The sequence below is a fragment of the Gammaproteobacteria bacterium genome, assembly GCA_030680605.1.
Taxonomy (GTDB): domain Bacteria; phylum Pseudomonadota; class Gammaproteobacteria; order SURF-13; family SURF-13; genus JAQBXX01.
Map to the genome: position 1 here is coordinate 1 of JAUXUQ010000010.1, position 15,932 is coordinate 15,932.

The 15,932-nt window shown below is 60.2% G+C and carries 19 protein-coding genes; 10 read left to right on the plus strand and 9 right to left on the minus strand.

All coding sequences use genetic code 11. From position 1 onward, the window contains the following. The first annotated feature begins 247 nt into the window (after nt 1-247). The 3 genes from Q8L89_04640 (at nt 248) to Q8L89_04650 (ending at nt 1,802) form a co-directional block, all read left to right on the plus strand. Nucleotides 248-835, plus strand: a complete 588-nt coding sequence (locus tag Q8L89_04640; GenBank protein ID MDP1708334.1) for a hypothetical protein — start codon at nt 248-250, stop codon at nt 833-835. Nucleotides 836-972: 137 nt separating this feature from the next. Further along, nucleotides 973-1,485, plus strand: coding sequence for a hypothetical protein (locus tag Q8L89_04645; GenBank protein ID MDP1708335.1), 513 nt, complete (start codon nt 973-975; stop codon nt 1,483-1,485). Nucleotides 1,486-1,577: 92 nt separating this feature from the next. Further along, the gene (locus Q8L89_04650) at nt 1,578-1,802 is read left to right on the plus strand and encodes an amphi-Trp domain-containing protein (GenBank protein MDP1708336.1); all 225 of its coding nucleotides are present in this window, start codon (nt 1,578-1,580) and stop codon (nt 1,800-1,802) included. A 40-nt stretch (nt 1,803-1,842) separates the two neighbouring features. Here Q8L89_04650 and Q8L89_04655 read toward each other — a convergent pair whose 3' ends face one another. The 7 genes from Q8L89_04655 to Q8L89_04685 form a co-directional block, all read right to left on the minus strand. Beyond that, entirely contained in the window at nt 1,843-2,820 is a 978-nt protein-coding gene (locus Q8L89_04655) for a sulfite exporter TauE/SafE family protein (GenBank protein ID MDP1708337.1), read from the minus strand. Nucleotides 2,821-2,931: 111 nt separating this feature from the next. Beyond that, nucleotides 2,932-5,112 (minus strand): ATP-dependent DNA helicase RecG, encoded by a 2,181-nt coding sequence (gene recG, locus Q8L89_04660; GenBank protein MDP1708338.1) that lies wholly within the window; start codon nt 5,110-5,112, stop codon nt 2,932-2,934. 13 nt (nt 5,113-5,125) lie between these two features. Continuing rightward, on the minus strand, nt 5,126-5,515 hold the full coding sequence (locus tag Q8L89_04665) for a RidA family protein (protein ID MDP1708339.1): 390 nt from the start codon (nt 5,513-5,515) through the stop codon (nt 5,126-5,128). 50 nt (nt 5,516-5,565) lie between these two features. After that, nucleotides 5,566-7,695 carry a bifunctional GTP diphosphokinase/guanosine-3',5'-bis pyrophosphate 3'-pyrophosphohydrolase gene (spoT, locus tag Q8L89_04670; protein MDP1708340.1) on the minus strand — a complete coding sequence of 710 codons (2,130 nt, stop codon included), beginning with the start codon at nt 7,693-7,695 and terminating at the stop codon, nt 5,566-5,568. Between the two features lie 242 nt (nt 7,696-7,937). Continuing rightward, on the minus strand, nt 7,938-8,219 hold the full coding sequence (gene rpoZ, locus Q8L89_04675) for a DNA-directed RNA polymerase subunit omega (protein MDP1708341.1): 282 nt from the start codon (nt 8,217-8,219) through the stop codon (nt 7,938-7,940). Nucleotides 8,220-8,254: 35 nt separating this feature from the next. Further along, complete coding sequence (gene gmk, locus Q8L89_04680; GenBank protein MDP1708342.1) at nt 8,255-8,887, minus strand: guanylate kinase; 633 nt, start codon at nt 8,885-8,887, stop codon at nt 8,255-8,257. 20 nt (nt 8,888-8,907) lie between these two features. Next, the gene (locus Q8L89_04685) at nt 8,908-9,780 is read right to left on the minus strand and encodes a YicC/YloC family endoribonuclease (GenBank protein MDP1708343.1); all 873 of its coding nucleotides are present in this window, start codon (nt 9,778-9,780) and stop codon (nt 8,908-8,910) included. Between the two features lie 135 nt (nt 9,781-9,915). Between Q8L89_04685 and rph the strand changes: the two genes are divergently transcribed. The 6 genes from rph (at nt 9,916) to Q8L89_04715 (ending at nt 14,452) form a co-directional block, all read left to right on the plus strand. Continuing rightward, a complete protein-coding gene (gene rph, locus Q8L89_04690) occupies nt 9,916-10,650 on the plus strand; it encodes a ribonuclease PH (GenBank protein ID MDP1708344.1) in 735 nt (244 codons plus the stop codon). A gap of 61 nt (nt 10,651-10,711) precedes the next feature. Continuing rightward, a complete protein-coding gene (gene rdgB / locus Q8L89_04695) occupies nt 10,712-11,302 on the plus strand; it encodes an RdgB/HAM1 family non-canonical purine NTP pyrophosphatase (protein ID MDP1708345.1) in 591 nt (196 codons plus the stop codon). A 17-nt stretch (nt 11,303-11,319) separates the two neighbouring features. Beyond that, nucleotides 11,320-12,486 (plus strand): radical SAM family heme chaperone HemW, encoded by a 1,167-nt coding sequence (gene hemW, locus Q8L89_04700; GenBank protein MDP1708346.1) that lies wholly within the window; start codon nt 11,320-11,322, stop codon nt 12,484-12,486. A 208-nt stretch (nt 12,487-12,694) separates the two neighbouring features. Then, nucleotides 12,695-12,916, plus strand: coding sequence for a hypothetical protein (locus Q8L89_04705; protein MDP1708347.1), 222 nt, complete (start codon nt 12,695-12,697; stop codon nt 12,914-12,916). After that, nucleotides 12,913-13,743 (plus strand): hypothetical protein, encoded by an 831-nt coding sequence (locus tag Q8L89_04710; protein MDP1708348.1) that lies wholly within the window; start codon nt 12,913-12,915, stop codon nt 13,741-13,743. Before Q8L89_04705 ends, Q8L89_04710 begins: the two co-directional genes overlap by 4 nt. A gap of 253 nt (nt 13,744-13,996) precedes the next feature. After that, on the plus strand, nt 13,997-14,452 hold the full coding sequence (locus Q8L89_04715; protein MDP1708349.1) for a hypothetical protein: 456 nt from the start codon (nt 13,997-13,999) through the stop codon (nt 14,450-14,452). Between the two features lie 22 nt (nt 14,453-14,474). Here Q8L89_04715 and Q8L89_04720 read toward each other — a convergent pair whose 3' ends face one another. Beyond that, the gene (locus tag Q8L89_04720) at nt 14,475-14,858 is read right to left on the minus strand and encodes a phage holin family protein (GenBank protein ID MDP1708350.1); all 384 of its coding nucleotides are present in this window, start codon (nt 14,856-14,858) and stop codon (nt 14,475-14,477) included. Between the two features lie 152 nt (nt 14,859-15,010). Here Q8L89_04720 and Q8L89_04725 point away from each other — a divergent pair, with 152 nt between their 5' ends. Further along, nucleotides 15,011-15,307 (plus strand): hypothetical protein, encoded by a 297-nt coding sequence (locus tag Q8L89_04725; GenBank protein ID MDP1708351.1) that lies wholly within the window; start codon nt 15,011-15,013, stop codon nt 15,305-15,307. 75 nt (nt 15,308-15,382) lie between these two features. Here Q8L89_04725 and Q8L89_04730 read toward each other — a convergent pair whose 3' ends face one another. After that, nucleotides 15,383-15,805, minus strand: coding sequence for an FKBP-type peptidyl-prolyl cis-trans isomerase (locus Q8L89_04730; GenBank protein MDP1708352.1), 423 nt, complete (start codon nt 15,803-15,805; stop codon nt 15,383-15,385). Nucleotides 15,806-15,932 lie beyond the last annotated feature (127 nt).

Genomic DNA, 15,932 nt, shown 5'->3' on the forward strand with positions numbered 1-15,932 from the left:
CCCCCCCCCCCCCCCCCCCCCGCACGCTTCGTTTAGCCTTGTCCTTTGGGGGAGCCACCACTTTCCCCTCTCTCTCCGGGAGAGGGTTGGGGTGAGGGTGGGTTTGACGCAGATCATGACCAAGTCTATATTTTGGCGTAAGGCTTCAAAATATTGATTTAATGATAAGGCCGTGGAAGTCTACGATATGGCACGCAAAATAATGCCCCGTTTAGGATGACTACTCAGCATTAGGGATACAAGAGTAATGACGAAACCGCACAAAGCGCTTGTTTCAAAAAAGCGGGTGGTTCATATGTATTCGGAGCTTTGGCACGCATCGCGGTGTGTGCTTGATGCGGGGGTGCGCGAACCGCAAGGTTCTTCTTGGCAGTTTCTCTCAAGTACTGTGTTAACGGCATTTGCCTTCGAGGCATATTTGAATCACGTTGGCCCTTCCGTTATATCCTGCTGGCGCCAGCTAGAGAGGCTGCCGCCTTGGGCGAAGTTCGAGCTTATTTGTGAGACCCTTAAGGTGAGGTTCACGGAGAATAGCGGAGAAAGGCCGCTCCAGACCATTGTAAAGCTTCTAGAGTTCAGAAATACTATGGCTCATGGACGATCTGGGGAAATAAAACAGAAATATGAAAAGCGAGACGTTAACGATCAGCTAGACAGCTACCTTGGCCAAAGACCACTCGCAGATTGGGAGCAGCTAATTAAAACAGATGCCTTCGCAAAGCGGGTGCGCGAAGATGTAGAGGCGGTGCTAGAAAAGCTGCACAAAGCACGCCCAGCACCAAAAGAAGGGCTATTTTGTTTTGGGATCGGCACACACCGTGCGCAGCTTATTTGAGGTGTTATAACAAGTTCAGTAGGGCGCAACAGCGCAGCCTGTGGCGCCAGATGGCATGATGAAAACGTATTCTGCGGTTTGCAGGCAACATGTACTGCGCACAACCCGCCCGTTGTCTAAGCTTATTCAGGAGATCAATGATGCGCAAATATCTTGTTGCTGTTGCATTGTCTGCCATGGTGGCGGGGCCGGCGTCTGCCCAGACGATGCATGCCGGGCTGTCCGCACATGAGCGGGGTGCGTTTCTGAAAACAGCGGCAGGGTCTCCGCCCCCGGAGAATAATGCTGCGCTCGATCAGGCGATGAACGCGGTGTTCAGTGCGAAGGACGCAAAGATCATTCGTGATTACTACGACACGCTTAACAAAAAGCAAGAGAGACAGAAACACAAGGGTAAAGAAAAAGGCCTGCCGCCGGGACTCGCCAAGCGCGAGCACTTGCCACCGGGCTTGCAGAAACATCTCGAACGCCACGGCACGCTGCCACCCGGCCTGGAGAAAAAGCGCCTCCCCGACGATTTGAACCGGTTGTTATCACTCGAGCCCAAGGGCTACAAGCGCTGGATGGCGGGGCGGGACGTTGTGCTGGTGGATGAGCGTACGCAGGTGATTGTGGATATCCTGACCGACGTGCTCACCGGCGAGCCTTAAAGACCGGCCAGGTGCGCGCTATGCAGGGGTGTAGAATAGAGCGGCTGCGAGACAGCCAAGCATCTATACCTTTATTTATTTGAGAAAAGCCTATGCGTGAAAAGCCTGACAGGGACATTGAAAAAGATTGTTCAACCGAGGAATTTGTGACCAGGCTGAGGCGTCTGGCTGATGCACTGGAAAAAGGCGAGAAGTTCGAGGTACAAATTGCCGGAGAGCGAATATATGTACCTGTTCGTGCCAGGTTCAATATTGAGCACGAGCGGGAGGCAGGCGAGGAGGAGATCGAGTTTCAGATCAAGTGGACCAACGAGTAGTTACTTCGTCGTGCCGCAGCGTGAATCGGTACACTTTACATTACGCGGCAAGTGCCCGGTAGAGATTGTAGAGGCTGATAGTGCTTATCAATACTCCTACCAGTATCAGCAGCGTCTTGGCATGCAGTTTCTTGCATAGTAATGCAGCAAACGGTGCGGCGAACAGCCCGCCGAATACCAAACCGGCGATGATGGGCCAGGTGTTGGTTTCCATCAGCAATGCGAAAACCGCGGCGCTGGCAAAGGCCAGAAAAAACTCCGCGAAATTGACCGAGCCGATGGTGGTGCGCGGGTCGTTACCGGAGCTCACCAGCGTTGTCGTGACCACCGGGCCCCATCCGCCGCCGCCTGCTGCATCAACGAAGCCGCCAAACAGGGCGAGCTTGCCTACGTGTTTGGGCGCCCGTGTGCGCAGTCGCAGTTGGCGAAACGCCTTGCTGAGGATGTAGAGGCCCAACAGTAACAGGTAGGCAGACACAAACGGCTTGAACAGCGCACCATCGACCTGCGTTACCAATACCGCACCCAATGCCGCGCCCAGAATCCCCGGTATCAGCAAGCGTACGAATAACTGTTTGTTTACGTTGCCGAACTTGGTGTGGGAGATACCCGAAACGCCGGTGGTGAAAATCTCCGCAATATGGACGCTCGCGCTCGCCGCTGCGGGGCTGGCGCCTGTCGCCAGCAGAAATGTAGTTGCGGTGACGCCGTACGCCATGCCGAGGGCGCCATCCACCACCTGCGCGAAAAACCCGACCGCCACCGCGCTCCAGAACACGCTGCCGTTGAGCGTCTCGCCGATAATCTGCAAGCCGCCAGCCCAGTTATTGGGAAGGAAAAGGCGTCCCATCAGAAACAGGGTCAGTGCGATTAATACCAGGGCAGTAAACCACACAGCCATGCGCAGCAGTGGATGGGTGCCGGGATGAGATATGGGTTCCTCGACGGGCGGCAGGCCGAGCTCGCGGTGCTCTTTGTTGATCGGGTTCTGCGAGAGGTCCAGATTGCGAATTTTCATACATCAGGCTCCATGGCCGGGTGGCGTGAAGCACTATAGCGATAGATCAAAATAACTAAAAATAATATAATCTAATGTCTTATTCCTTTTAATTATATGGAGGCGTGGGGTTTAAACCTCCCCATACTGCGCGCCTTGGCCCAGCCAGCGGCGGATCAGGGGCGGCACATGAGCGGGATAACTATTGAGTAGCAGCACGGCGGTGTGCTCGATCTCCGGCAGTAAATGCTGGTCGCGCGCGAGGTCGGCGATGTGCAGTTGCAGCAGGCCGGCCTGGCGGGTGCCGAGCACTTCGCCGGGGCCGCGCAGTTCCAGGTCCTTGCGTGCGATTTCGAAGCCGTCGTTGGTTGCGCGCAGTGCGGCAAGGCGTGCCTTGGCGTAACGCGACAGCGGGGCGTGGTACATGAGCACGCAGTGACTCGCCGTCGCGCCGCGCCCTACGCGTCCGCGCAACTGGTGTAATTGCGCCAGCCCCAGCCGTTCGGCATTTTCGACAATCATCAGGCTCGCGTTGGGCACATCCACGCCGACTTCGATGACGGTGGTGGCGACGAGCAGGTCGATTTCGCCTTGCTTGAATTTGCGCATGGCCTGTTCTTTCTCTTTTACTTTCATGCGTCCGTGTATCAGCGCCACGCGCAGATCAGGCAACGCGGCGGTAAGTTGCGCGGCGGTGTCGATGGCGGCCTGGCACTGTAAGGTTGTCGCTCCCGGCATCCTGTGCCGGGCAGGACGCCCCAATGTCGCGGGCGCAGGGATGCGCGGGAGCGGCCCTCCCGCGACACTTGCACGTCCCTGTGCGTCGTCGGATTCTTCGATCAGCGTGCACACCCAGTAGGCCTGCCGTCCCGCGCGGCAGGCGGTGTGTACGCGCTCGACGACGTCGGCGCGGCGCGTGTCGGCGATCACCACCGTTTCTACCGGCGTGCGTCCGGGCGGCAATTCGTCTATCACCGAACTGTCGAGGTCGGCATAGCCCACCATGGCGAGCGTGCGCGGAATGGGCGTGGCGGTCATGATGAGTTGATGCGGATAACGGCCCTGATCAAGGCCCTTGGTGCGCAGTGCCAGGCGCTGGTGTACGCCGAAGCGATGCTGTTCGTCGATGATGACGAGGCCGAGGCGGGAAAAGCTAACGTCTTCCTGAAACAAGGCGTGGGTACCGATGACCAGCGCGCATTGACCGGAGGCGATGTGCGCGAGCGCCGCTGTGCGCGCCTTGCCCTTGATCTTGCCGGTGAGCAGCGCGACCTCCAGCTTGAGTGGCGTGAGCCAGCGGCTGAAGTTGGCCAGATGCTGTTCGGCGAGCAGTTCAGTGGGCGCCATCAGCGCCACCTGATGGCCGGACTCGATGGCGTGCAGCGCCGCACAGGCGGCAACCAGTGTCTTGCCGGAGCCGACATCGCCCTGTGCCAGCCGCAGCATGGGGGTGGCGAGTGCGAGGTCGCGGCGGATTTCGCCAATCACGCGCTGCTGCGCGCGCGTGAGATCAAACGGCAACTCGGCAAGCAGTGCGGCCATGAGTTTGCCACGTGCCCCAAGTTCGGGTGCGATGTTGCGCTGCACGCGCTGGCGCAACAGCCGCAGGCTTAAGTGATGGGCGAGCAGTTCCTCAAACGCCAGCCGCCGTTGCGCCGGATGCGCGCCCTGCTCAATCAGCTCCAGTGGCGCATCAGGTGGCGGGTAATGCACATACTCCACGGCTTCGCGCAGTGTAGGAAAGTGCAGTTGCGCCAGCGTTTGTTCGGGCAGCCATTCACGCAGTGCGTCGGGCTGTTTGCGCAGCAGTTCCAGCGCGCGCTGCGTGAGGGTGCGGATGCTGATCTGGTGGAGGCCCTCGGTGGTGGGATAAATGGGCGTCAGGCGCTCCTCTACGGTCGTGACCGCGTCGGCAGACACGAGCCGATATTCCGGGTGCACCATCTCCGGCCCGGCCTTGCCGAAACGCACCTCACCGAAGCAACGCACGCGCGCACCACGCGCCAGCATCGCCTGCTGTGTGGTATTGAAATGAAAAAACCGCAGTGTAATGGCGCCGGTGCCATCGTGCAGTTGCGAGAGCAAGGTGCGTTTACGGGCGTAGCGCACTTGCGTGAGTTGCACTTCACCCTCGATCACCGCCTCTGCGCCGGGGCGCAGCGCGCCGATGGGTGTGATGCGGGTGCGGTCCTGATAGCGCAGCGGCAGGTGGAACAGCAAATCCTGCACGCTGCGGATGTCGAGTCGCGCCAGCCGTTCGAGGAGGCGCGGTCCCACACCTCTGAGGTGCGTGGCGGGGAGGTTATCGAGCAAGGCTGGCAGGGCGCTAGTCGCCGAGGTGGAGGATGCCGTCCATCTCTACCCGCACGCCGCGTGGCAGGGCGGCGACGCCAACCGCGGCACGGGCAGGGTAAGGCTCAGCGAAATAGCGCGCCATGATTTCGTTGACCAGCGGGAAGTGCGCGAAGTCGGTAAGGTAGACATTGAGCTTGACGATATGCGCCAGTGTTCCGCCCGCAGCTTCCGTCACCGCCTTGAGGTTGTCGAACACCTGCGTGATTTCGGCGCGGACATCGTCGTTTACAAGCTCCATGGTGTCAGGATGCAGCGCAATCTGGCCGGAGAGGTAGACGGTGTTGCCTGCCTTCACAGCCTGCGAATAGGTGCCGATGGCCTTGGGGGCCTGGTCGGTGCTGATAACAGTTTTTGAGGTCATGTTTTTTATCCGCAGGCCGAAAGAAAGGCTGACGTCCTGTCGTTGCTGGTTTAACCCTTGGCGCGGGCGATGCGCACCACCATCGGTATCGATCGCAGACGGCGCATGATGCGCGCCAGATGGCGCCGGTCACGTACTGCGAGAGTGAAGTTGATGGCGGTATACATGCCATCGTGCTCCTCGATGGTGACATTTTCAATGTTGGCGCCAAGCTCTGCAATGGCCGCCGCTATCGTCGCAAGCACACCGCGCTGGTTTGCGACCTCGACGCGAATATCGACCGCGAATTCGCCCACCACGCCTGGTGCCCATTCCACTGCTATCCATTTGTCCGGGTGCTTGCGGAATACAGTTACATTTTTGCACGACTCGGTGTGGATCACGATGCCGCGCCCGGCACTCACATAGCCAAGAATACGGTCGCCGGGAATCGGACGGCAGCATTTGGCGTAGGTCACTACCATGCCCTCGGTGCCCATGATCGCCAGCGGCTGGCCTTCCGCTGCCACAGGGTGTTCCGGGCTGGCAGCGCCCTTTACGGGCGGGGCCAGATGGCGTGCGATCAGTAGTGCGGGGCGATTGCCCAGGCCGATTTCGCCGAGCAGATCGTCCAGCGACTTGATTTTGAGTTCGTGCAGCAGTGTCTCAATGCGCGCCGCAGGGGTGGTAGACAGTTTGCGTCCGAGGGTGGCCAGCGCCTGGTTCAGCAGGCGACGACCCAGCTCGATGGATTCGTCGTGCTTGAGGTTTTTCAGGAAATGACGAATGGTGCTGCGGGCCTTGGCAGTGACCACGAAGTTGAGCCAGGCGGCATTGGGCCGCGCATGCTTGGAGGCCACAATTTCAACGTATTGGCCGTTCTGCAGCGGGGTGGAGAGCGGCGCCAGACGCCGGTCGATGCGTGCGGCCACACAGGTATTGCCGACGTCGGTGTGTACTGCGTAGGCGAAATCCACCGCCGTGGCGCCGCGCGGCAGCTCCATGATCTTGCCCTTGGGGGTAAACACGTAGACCTCGTCCGGGAACAGATCGATCTTCACGCTTTCCAGAAACTCGAGCGAGTTGCCCGCGTTCATCTGCATTTCGAGCAGGCCGCGCAGCCAGTCGTGCGCGCGCTGTTGTGCACTGCCGCCGGCACTGTCGCCGGCCTTGTATAGCCAGTGTGCGGCGATGCCGGCCTCGGAGATGCGATCCATGTCCTGTGTGCGGATCTGGACCTCGATGGGCACGCCGAACGGCCCGAACAGCGCGGTATGTAATGACTGATAGCCGTTGGCCTTGGGGATGGCGATGTAGTCCTTGAATTTGCCCGGCAGCGGTTTGTAAAGATTGTGCGCCGCGCCCAGCACGCGGTAGCAGGCATCAACCGAGTCTACAATGATGCGGAAGGCATACACATCGGTAACCTCGGAAAACGGCAAGTGCTTCTGTATCATCTTGCGGTACACGCTGTAGATGTGTTTTTCGCGCCCTGCAACTTCACCGGAAAGCTTTTCCTCGCGCAGCCGGCGCTTGATGGCATTCTCGATTTTGCGCACGATTTCCTTGCGGTTGCCGCGCGCCCTCTTCACCGCCGCCACCAGTACCCGGTGGCGCGCGGGGTAAAGCGCCGCGAAGCCCAGGTCTTCGAGCTCCACGCGCAACAGGTTCATGCCGAGGCGGTTGGCGATGGGTGCGTAAATCTCCAGCGTTTCACGCGCGATACGGCGGCGTTTCTCCGGCGGCATCGCGCCGAGCGTGCGCATGTTGTGCAGGCGGTCGGCAAGCTTTACCAGGATCACGCGGATATCACGCACCATGGCGAGCAGCATCTTGCGGAAGTTTTCCGCCTGCTCCTCGGCGCGGCTTTCAAACTGGATTTGGGTGAGCTTGCTGACGCCGTCCACCAGCTCGGCGACCTCACTGCCGAATTCACGCGCGATCTGCTCCTTGGCGGTGGCAGTATCCTCGATGACATCATGCAGCAGGGCGGCGAGAATGCTGTGATGATCCATGCGCATCTCGGCCAGGATGCGCGCGACGGCAAGGGGATGATAAATGTAGGGTTCGCCCGAGAGCCTTATCTGGCCTTCGTGTGCCCTGGCGCCAAATTCGTAGGCGCGGCGAATCTCGTCTACCTGCTTGGGTTTGAGGTAGGTCTCGAGCAGTGTGGTCAGGTCGTCGATGAGGTACATATACATGGCGCCATAAATCTGCTGCGCGTTTTTGATGCGGGTTCGTGCAATGTTCGGAGCCCCGGGCCGGGTGGTGGCAGACTTCCATGCACGTTCCGGTGCCTGTGCCCTGCCAACCCCGCCAGCGCGCACGGATATGCCAGTGTCACGGGAGACAGGAGCCAAGGGCGAAAAATCCACTCGCCACGATGGCTGGCGCGAGGTATAAAAGCGCGCCCCGGACTAACGCGGCCCCGACGGCCACGGGTTTAGGCTTCGGTGCTCGGCTCTTCCGGTGTGGCCTCGGCTGCATCGGTTGCGACGACGGGCTCTTCGGCCGGTGGGGGCGGGGGTTTCTGGTCGAGAATGCTGCGGTCGATATGGCCAAGGGCGATTTCACGCAATGCCACCACAGTGGGTTTGTCGTTTCCTACCGGCACGTGTGACAGCGCGCCGTTGGCAAGTTGGCGTGCGCGCTTGCTCGCTACCAGCACCAGTTGGAAACGGTTATCTACATTGTCCAGACAGTCTTCTACGGTGACACGTGCCATGGGTGCGCTCTAGGAATAGTGGACTCAGCTTGATTTTACTCAACACGCGGCGCGGGCGCCAGTAATTCCTCAAGTAAATGCCGCAGCCTGACGGCTTGGGACTCGCGTCGTAGCCGTTGCGTATGGATGATTGTTTGAACATCGGCCAGTGCGGTGTCGAAGTCGTCGTTCAACACCAAATAGTCGAATTCGTCGTAATGACTGATCTGGTCGACCGCTTCACGCATGCGTTGGGCGATGGTCTCGGTGCTGTCCTGGCTGCGTGAGCGCAAACGCTGTTCGAGCACGTCATGTGAGGGCGGCAGCAGAAAAATGTGCACCGACTCGGGCAACAGGCGGCGCAAGGCACGCGCGCCCTGCCAGTCGATGGCAAGAACAACATCTGTGCCCTGGCTCAGGCGCCCCTCTACCCAGCTGCGCCCCGTGCCGTAGCGATTGCCAAACACCGTGGCATGTTCGAGAAATTCACCTGCGGTGCACATCTCCTCAAACCGCTCGGGGCTGACGAAGTGATAATCTGCGCCGTCACGCTCGCCATTGCGGCGCGTGCGTGTAGTGTAGGACACAGACAGTTGCAGGCACGGCGTGGACTCCAGCAACGCCTGTGCCAGGCTCGATTTGCCGCCACCGGAGGGCGCGGCGATAATGTAGAGTGTGCCACGCGCGATGCTGAGGTGTTGTAGGGTCTTCATTCTATGTTCTGGATTTGCTCGCGCACCTGCTCGATCAATACCTTGAGATCGATAGCCGCGCGCGCGGATTCAACGTCCGCTGACTTGGATCCGAGCGTATTTGCCTCGCGGTTAAGCTCCTGCATGAGAAAGTCGAGCCGTCGTCCGGCAGGCGCCGTAGCCCCGAGTACGTGCAGCACCTCGTCAAGATGTGCGTTGAGGCGGGTGAGCTCTTCATCCACATCTATTTTCTGCAGCAGCAGCAGCATCTCCTGCTCCATGCGCGCGGGGTCGAAGCCGGCCTTGAGTTCAAGGACGCGTTCGGTGAGCTTTACCCGCAGTCGCGCGTGAATCTGTGGCAGCAGCGCGCGTACCCCGGCGACGCGCGTCTGCATGGTCTGGCAGCGCTCCACAATCAACGCCTCAAGCCGCGCTCCCTCGCGCTCGCGGGTCGCGATCAACTCGGCCAGTGCCTGGTCGAACAATGCGAGTGCCTGTGTGGCCAGCTGCTCCTGATTTACCTGCGGGGCCTCCACTACGCCCGGCCAGCGCAGGATATCCAGTGCGTTGAGCGGCGCGGGATGCTCCAGCAGGCCTTCTACCTCGCGGCAGGCGCGGGTGACTGCCTCCGCCAACGCGCGGTTGATGTGCAGGCCGCTGGTGGAGGCCATGCCTGCGTCTGTCTGCAGGCGCAGGTTACAGTCAAGTTTGCCGCGTGCAACCTGGGCACTGGCATGCTCACGTACCGCGCCCTCAAGGGCGCGCAGCTCCTCCGGCAGCCGCAGGGAAACCTCCAGATAGCGATGGTTGACCGAGCGCAATTCACAGCTCAGGGTTCCCCATTCGGTTTGTTGCTGTTGCCGCGCAAAGGCGGTCATGCTGCGTATCACGGCAGGGGACTTCCATTAATACTGATCGCACACATACTAGGGGGCTAGCCCCCATTGTGCAACCAGGCGGCAGGCTGCGTCGCAACCGCCAGTGTGCTAGGCTACGCGCCTTCCCACTGAAGTAAAGGATATCCCATGCGCCCCAGCGGACGCGAAGCCTCCGATCTGCGCACCATTAAATTCACCCGCCGTTATACCAAGCACGCCGAGGGCTCGGTGCTGGTGGAGTTTGGCGATACCCGCGTGTTGTGCAACGTGAGCGTGGAAGAGCGGGTGCCGCAGTTTCTCAAGGGCAAGGGACAGGGCTGGGTGACGGCCGAATACGGCATGCTGCCGCGCTCCACCGGCAAGCGCATGGATCGCGAAGCGGCGCGTGGCAAGCAGGCCGGGCGCACGCAGGAGATACAGCGCCTGATTGGACGTTCGTTGCGGGCAGTAGTCGATCTCGCTGCCCTGGGGGAGCGCACGCTTGCCATCGACTGTGACGTGATCCAGGCTGACGGCGGCACGCGCACCGCCTCGATTACGGGGGCCTATGTTGCGCTGGTGGATGCCGTCGAGCACCTGCGCAAGAAAAAAGTCATCCGCCGCAGCCCGATACACGGCTTTGTCGCGTCGGTATCGGTGGGCATTTATCAGGGCCAGCCGGTGCTTGACCTCGACTATATCGAAGACTCGGAGGCAGAGACCGACATGAACGTAGTAATGAACGACGCCGGCCATTTTATAGAATTGCAGGGCACCGCCGAAGGTCATGCCTTCCGCGGCGATGAACTGGCCGCCATGATCGATCTCGCGCGCGGCGGCATCACCGACCTGATCACAAAGCAGAAGGCGGTGCTGAGTGAAACAGTGGCGAGCCGCCAGTAGCGAGTGGCCAGGTAAAAACATTTTACTCGCCCCTGGCGACTCGCCACTCGTCTCTGTATTTATGAAACGCATCGTCCTCGCCAGCAACAATCTCGGTAAACTGCGCGAGATACAGGCGCTGGCAGGCACGGCATTCGAGCTGTTGCCGCAGTCCGACTTCAGTGTCAGTGAGGCAGACGAAGCCGGCCTGAGCTTTGTTGAAAACGCCATCCTCAAGGCACGTCATGCCGCACGGCACACCGGTCTGCCCGCCCTCGCCGATGACTCCGGGCTGGAGGTGGATGCGCTGAACGGTGCGCCGGGCATCCACTCGGCGCGCTACGCCGGCCCCGATGCGAGCGATCGCGCCAACCTGGACAAACTGCTGCACGATCTGGAGGGTACGCCGGAACATCTGCGACAGGCGCGCTTTCAGTGTGTCATGGTGTACCTGCGTCACGCGCTCGATCCCATGCCGGTCATTGCCCACGGCACGTGGGAGGGACGTATCCTGAGCGCGCCACAGGGTGATGGCGGCTTCGGCTACGACCCGGTATTTTTTGTGCCGACGCATCGCTGCTCCTCCGCCGAACTGCCAGCGGCGGTGAAGAATCAACTGAGCCACCGCGGCAAGGCACTGCGTAAATTGTTGGCGGATATCACCACCCTTTGAACTCACAGGCAGACCCCATGTTTCATTTCACCACCCTGCCGCCACTCTCCTTATACATTCACCTGCCGTGGTGCGTGCGCAAATGCCCCTATTGCGACTTCAATTCGCACGAAGGCGAGGTGCAGGAGCGGGCCTACATCGACGCGCTGGTGAACGATCTGGAGCAGGACCTGCCGCGCATCTGGGGCAGGCCGGTAGTCTCGGTGTTCATCGGTGGCGGCACGCCGAGCCTGTTTTCAGCCGAGGCGCTCGACCGCCTGCTGTGCGCGGTGCGGGCGCGGTTGCGGCTCTCGCCGCTGGCAGAGATTACGCTGGAGGCCAACCCCGGCAGCTCGGAGTATGCAAAATTCCGTGAGTTTCGCGCCCTCGGTATCAATCGTCTGTCCATTGGCGTGCAGAGCTTCGATGACGACAGCTTAAAAAAATTGGGGCGCATCCACGGCCGCAACGAGGCATTGCGCGCGGCAGAGGCCGCGCATGACGCCGGCTTTGAGAGCTTCAACCTCGACCTGATGTTCGGCCTGCCCGATCAAACGCTCAGGCAGGCTGAGAACGATGTCGCTACTGCGCTGGCGCTGGAGCCCGCACACCTCTCCTGTTATCAACTGACCCTCGAGCCCAACACGCTGTTCCACAAGCAGCCACCGCAACTGCCAAAAGAAGATGTGATCGCCGCGATGCAGGAGCGCGGTCAGGCGCGCATGGCCGAGCACGGCTTTCAGCAGTATGAAGTTTCCGCCTATGCGCGCGAGGGCGCTCGCTGCAAGCACAATCTCAACTACTGGCAGTTTGGGGATTACCTGGGCATAGGTGCGGGCTCACACGGAAAAATTACCGATGCGCAAAAACAAAACATCACACGCATGTGGAAGCTTAAACAGCCACGCGATTACATGAACAAGGCGGAGACACCTGAGCGTATCGGCGAAGAGAGCCTGCTTGCGCCCGCCGATGTCGCGTTTGAGTTCATGCTGAATGCGCTGAGGCTCACCGAAGGTTTTGCGCTGGGGTTGTTTACCGGGCACACCGGCTTGCCGCCCTCCTGCATTGAGAAACCTCTCGTGCTGGCCGAGGAGCAAGGCCTGATAGCGCGCGCCGCAGACCGTCTTTGTCCCACTGCCCAAGGGCAGCGTTATCTCAACGATTTGACGGGATTGTTTTTGCCGCCCGCCAACCCGCGCTGAGTACGGCCAGCGGCGGTGCGTCATAAGTCCGTCACCTGTGCCGTGGTATGGTATTTTTTGATTAATGCGCCCGGCATTATTGCGTTTGCAAAGGGACGGCCGCAAAATCTGTCTGTCCTGCGCCCGCAGGTCAGACTGCCCACGGCAAGATCGAGAGCGCACCGGGATTCCTGCCCGGTTGAGGACATACAAGCATAGGAGGTGGCCCATGCCTTCCAGCCATGAATCCGGTGTAGTGTCGCTCGCCGCCCGGGTGCTTATTGTCGCAGTACTCGTTGGGAGTGCCTTGCTGGCAATATTCAAATGGATATTCACCCAGGTTGATGTCACAGAAGTGCTGACATTAATTGCGCTGTTTTCGCTGGTTGTCGCTGCCGCACTGAATGTAGCCTGGACACGGTGGAGGCGACGCCAGGGAGAGGGGCAATGAGGCCGGCCACAACGCGCCTGTTACTGGCAATCATGGTATGTGTTGCCAGCCTTATTACTGCCTGCGAGCCCTCGCAAGAGGCGAAACGGACAGATGTGCCCGTCTCGGCACCACCGCCAGCAGCCAAAAACGGCAAGGCCGAGACTGCCAGGCCGCCCGCCATGGCAAACGGCCCTGTAACACCACAGGTGCTCCACCATGCGTATGATCTCCTGGCCGCATTCGACAGTGAGCGCCCGGGGTACGCTGTGTACACCTACGTACTGTTCGGGCGCAGGGTGGGTGCGCAAGCCCCATCCTTGTCGCATGATGTGGCGCAACGCTACCAGGCCCTGCTGGCGGCTATCGAATCCTCAACCAGTACCGCCAGTGAGCTGGAAGCGGCCAATATCCCCAAAGATGAAACCAACCTGTTCAACATTCCCGCTATATCCACCGATGCCCCCCCTACCCTTGATAACTATGCCTCTGGTCTGGCCTTGCAATACCGCAGCATGGCCCTGGGCGCCTTCCGGGATGAGGACAAATTCCGGGGGATGCTATCGCATGGCGCCGGCCCGTTTCTGATTTCCGTGCTGCGGCCGCTGAACCAGGTGAGGAGCCCGGAGCCGTTGTTGTTTGCCGATCTTTCCGCGCATAACCCTGCGGCCATGCGCGAGGTGGTTGCGGCCTACAAGCAACGCATCAACCGCAGCCTGCCTGACCGGGTGGAGTCATTTGAGTCGCTGCGGCTTGATCTGTTGACGCTGATTCTGGATGCTGACAACCACGTCAAACTCGTCAAGGACGCCGTAGCCGACTGGCGTAACGCATTTCCAGAACAGTAACTGTCTACTCTACCGTGTAAATCGAGGAGCAGGCCATGGAGAACACGCAGACCTGTATCAATGATTTTTCCAGCCGCGTCAGGGAACGCTGATGGGTGGCGCCAGGGGGCAAAAAGCACCGTACCCGGTACAGCCCACCTGATCGCAAAGCATTGCAGGGCAAGTGTGAGGTGGTCTGAGCTTCTTGCCAGCGGTACAGGATGGTAGGCATGACGTCAGACCAAACAGCGCAGTCCAACCGAGGGAGGATCACATGCTAAAGAAGAGAAAGGCCGGCAAGGCAAAACCCCATGCGGACCGTAATGAACGCAAACTGATGGCGTTGGGACGCAAGTGGGAGAAGGTGCTGAAGGCGAGTGCTACCGATGCTGAGGCGCATATGCACCTGGCCCAAGAGCTCTATGATCTGGCCATTACCACCGAGGACGCCGAGCTCAGGATAGTGGAGCGCAGGCTGGACAAACCGAAGGCCAAGCCCTCCACCACCCGCTACAAACTTACAGACCCGCGCGCAGCACTGCATACGATGTTGCGGTTTTGCAATGTCTGGATTCCGATGGGCCAATGGATTTGCCTGTTGCGCGGCTGCCCGCCCTGGAACCCGCCGGGTTCGCCTGCGGGCAAGTATTGCTTTCTCATCGGTTGCAGCATTAACGCCTGCCCCACGCCGGGGGCCGCAAGAACGCGCTGTGTTTATCTTTGCATCTAGGCGATAACTGCATGCAGCGGCGCTAGTAGCGCCGCTGGCGTGTGATGATGACCTCCACCTGCCCGCGTGGGCCGATGAAGTACGACGCGAGCCAGCCGGTCACGCTTACCACAATTGATCCAAACAGCGCCGGCCAGAAACCCGCGATGCTGAAGTTGTCGAACATCCACGCCACCAGACCCAGCATCGCCGCGTTGATGACCAGCAGAAACAATCCAAGCGTAAAGATGGTGGCAGGCAACGTGAGGATAATCAGTACCGGCCGCACCACGGCATTGACGATACCCAGCAGCAGCGCCGCTCCGAGCAGGGTGCCTGCGCCACGCACCTCAATGCCGGGCACCAGCTCGGAGGCCAGCGCCAGGCCAAGTGCAACGATCAGCAGACGTAAGATGAGGCCGGCCATTGGGTATCTTCGCATATCCAATGCGGCTCCGGCAGGGTTTCCCGGAGCATATGCCACTTGCGGTGGAACAAAGTAAGGCGTTTAATCTGGCGTGTATGAGCCGATACGGCCTTCAGCGTGCAGCCGGTAGAACAATCATGAAGGGAGGAAACATGCGCAACACATGGCTGAATTACCGCTGGATGATGGCGCTGATACTAACGACCCCGCTCCTGAGTGGGCCCGCTTTGGCGGAGAGTCCGCAGGGGGCTGGGCAGACACAAGACATGACGACGTTGCAGCTGCACATCTCCGAGGATGGCAGCGCCATCGTAGACCAGAGCGGAAAAGAGGTGGCCCGTTTCAGCGAAGGCATGCGGGTCAATCCCGAACAACCCGGGCGCTATGCCAGCAGGGATGCATGCGCTGCACCATGGAGTGCATCATCTGGGAGGGCGAGCGCTGTGTGAAGGAGATTCAGTCCTGCACGTGGGATTTCGACTGTAAAAAATAAAGGTAATCAGGGCATGGATGCCGGGCGGCCGCTACTTGACGTCGACCAGCTCCACGTCAAAGATCAGCGTCGAGTTGGCCGGAATCGGCCCCCTGTCCTGCGTGCCGTAGGCCAGGTGCGGCGGAATAATCAGGGTGCGCTGGCCGCCGACCTGCATGCCTTCGAGGCCCATGTCCCAGCCGCTGATGACGCGCCGGGTGCCCAGCACAAAGGTGATCGGCTGGCCGCGATCGAGCGAGCTGTCGAACTTGGTGCCGCGTTGCTTGGGAGCGGCCGCATCATACAGCCAGCCGGTGTAGTGCACCGAGACCTGCTTGCCTGCGCTGGCCTCGGCCCCTTCCCCCGCCCGCAGATCGATTTTGACCAGCTCCGTGGGTGCGGTGGGCGTCGGTTCGGCATAGGCCGTAATGCAGGCAGCGAGTGCTGCGAATGCCAGCAAGGTGCGAATGTTCATCAAGGCTCCATCGGGAAAGATTAAGGACTGTGCGGCAAGTATAACCCAGCCATGTCCGTTGGTTTGGCAGGTGCGGGCTGGCAATGCCCTTTTAAAGCTACCTATTGCAGATGGAGTAACACTCACC

Bases quoted from the DNA above. Each gene is read 5' to 3' on its own strand.
- Q8L89_04650 (MDP1708336.1), top strand. From the start codon at position 1,578: ATGCGTGAAAAGCCTGACAGGGACATTGAAAAAGATTGTTCAACCGAG.
- rpoZ (MDP1708341.1), bottom strand. From the start codon at position 8,219: ATGGCACGTGTCACCGTAGAAGACTGTCTGGACAATGTAGATAACCGT.
- spoT (MDP1708340.1), bottom strand. From the start codon at position 7,695: ATGTATATGTACCTCATCGACGACCTGACCACACTGCTCGAGACCTAC.
- Q8L89_04665 (MDP1708339.1), bottom strand. From the start codon at position 5,515: ATGACCTCAAAAACTGTTATCAGCACCGACCAGGCCCCCAAGGCCATC.
- rdgB (MDP1708345.1), top strand. From the start codon at position 10,712: ATGAAACGCATCGTCCTCGCCAGCAACAATCTCGGTAAACTGCGCGAG.
- Q8L89_04640 (MDP1708334.1), top strand. From the start codon at position 248: ATGACGAAACCGCACAAAGCGCTTGTTTCAAAAAAGCGGGTGGTTCAT.
- Q8L89_04645 (MDP1708335.1), top strand. From the start codon at position 973: ATGATGCGCAAATATCTTGTTGCTGTTGCATTGTCTGCCATGGTGGCG.
- Q8L89_04725 (MDP1708351.1), top strand. From the start codon at position 15,011: ATGCGCAACACATGGCTGAATTACCGCTGGATGATGGCGCTGATACTA.
- Q8L89_04720 (MDP1708350.1), bottom strand. From the start codon at position 14,858: ATGGCCGGCCTCATCTTACGTCTGCTGATCGTTGCACTTGGCCTGGCG.
- Q8L89_04710 (MDP1708348.1), top strand. From the start codon at position 12,913: ATGAGGCCGGCCACAACGCGCCTGTTACTGGCAATCATGGTATGTGTT.
- rph (MDP1708344.1), top strand. From the start codon at position 9,916: ATGCGCCCCAGCGGACGCGAAGCCTCCGATCTGCGCACCATTAAATTC.
- Q8L89_04705 (MDP1708347.1), top strand. From the start codon at position 12,695: ATGCCTTCCAGCCATGAATCCGGTGTAGTGTCGCTCGCCGCCCGGGTG.
- hemW (MDP1708346.1), top strand. From the start codon at position 11,320: ATGTTTCATTTCACCACCCTGCCGCCACTCTCCTTATACATTCACCTG.
- Q8L89_04715 (MDP1708349.1), top strand. From the start codon at position 13,997: ATGCTAAAGAAGAGAAAGGCCGGCAAGGCAAAACCCCATGCGGACCGT.
- Q8L89_04730 (MDP1708352.1), bottom strand. From the start codon at position 15,805: ATGAACATTCGCACCTTGCTGGCATTCGCAGCACTCGCTGCCTGCATT.
- Q8L89_04655 (MDP1708337.1), bottom strand. From the start codon at position 2,820: ATGAAAATTCGCAATCTGGACCTCTCGCAGAACCCGATCAACAAAGAG.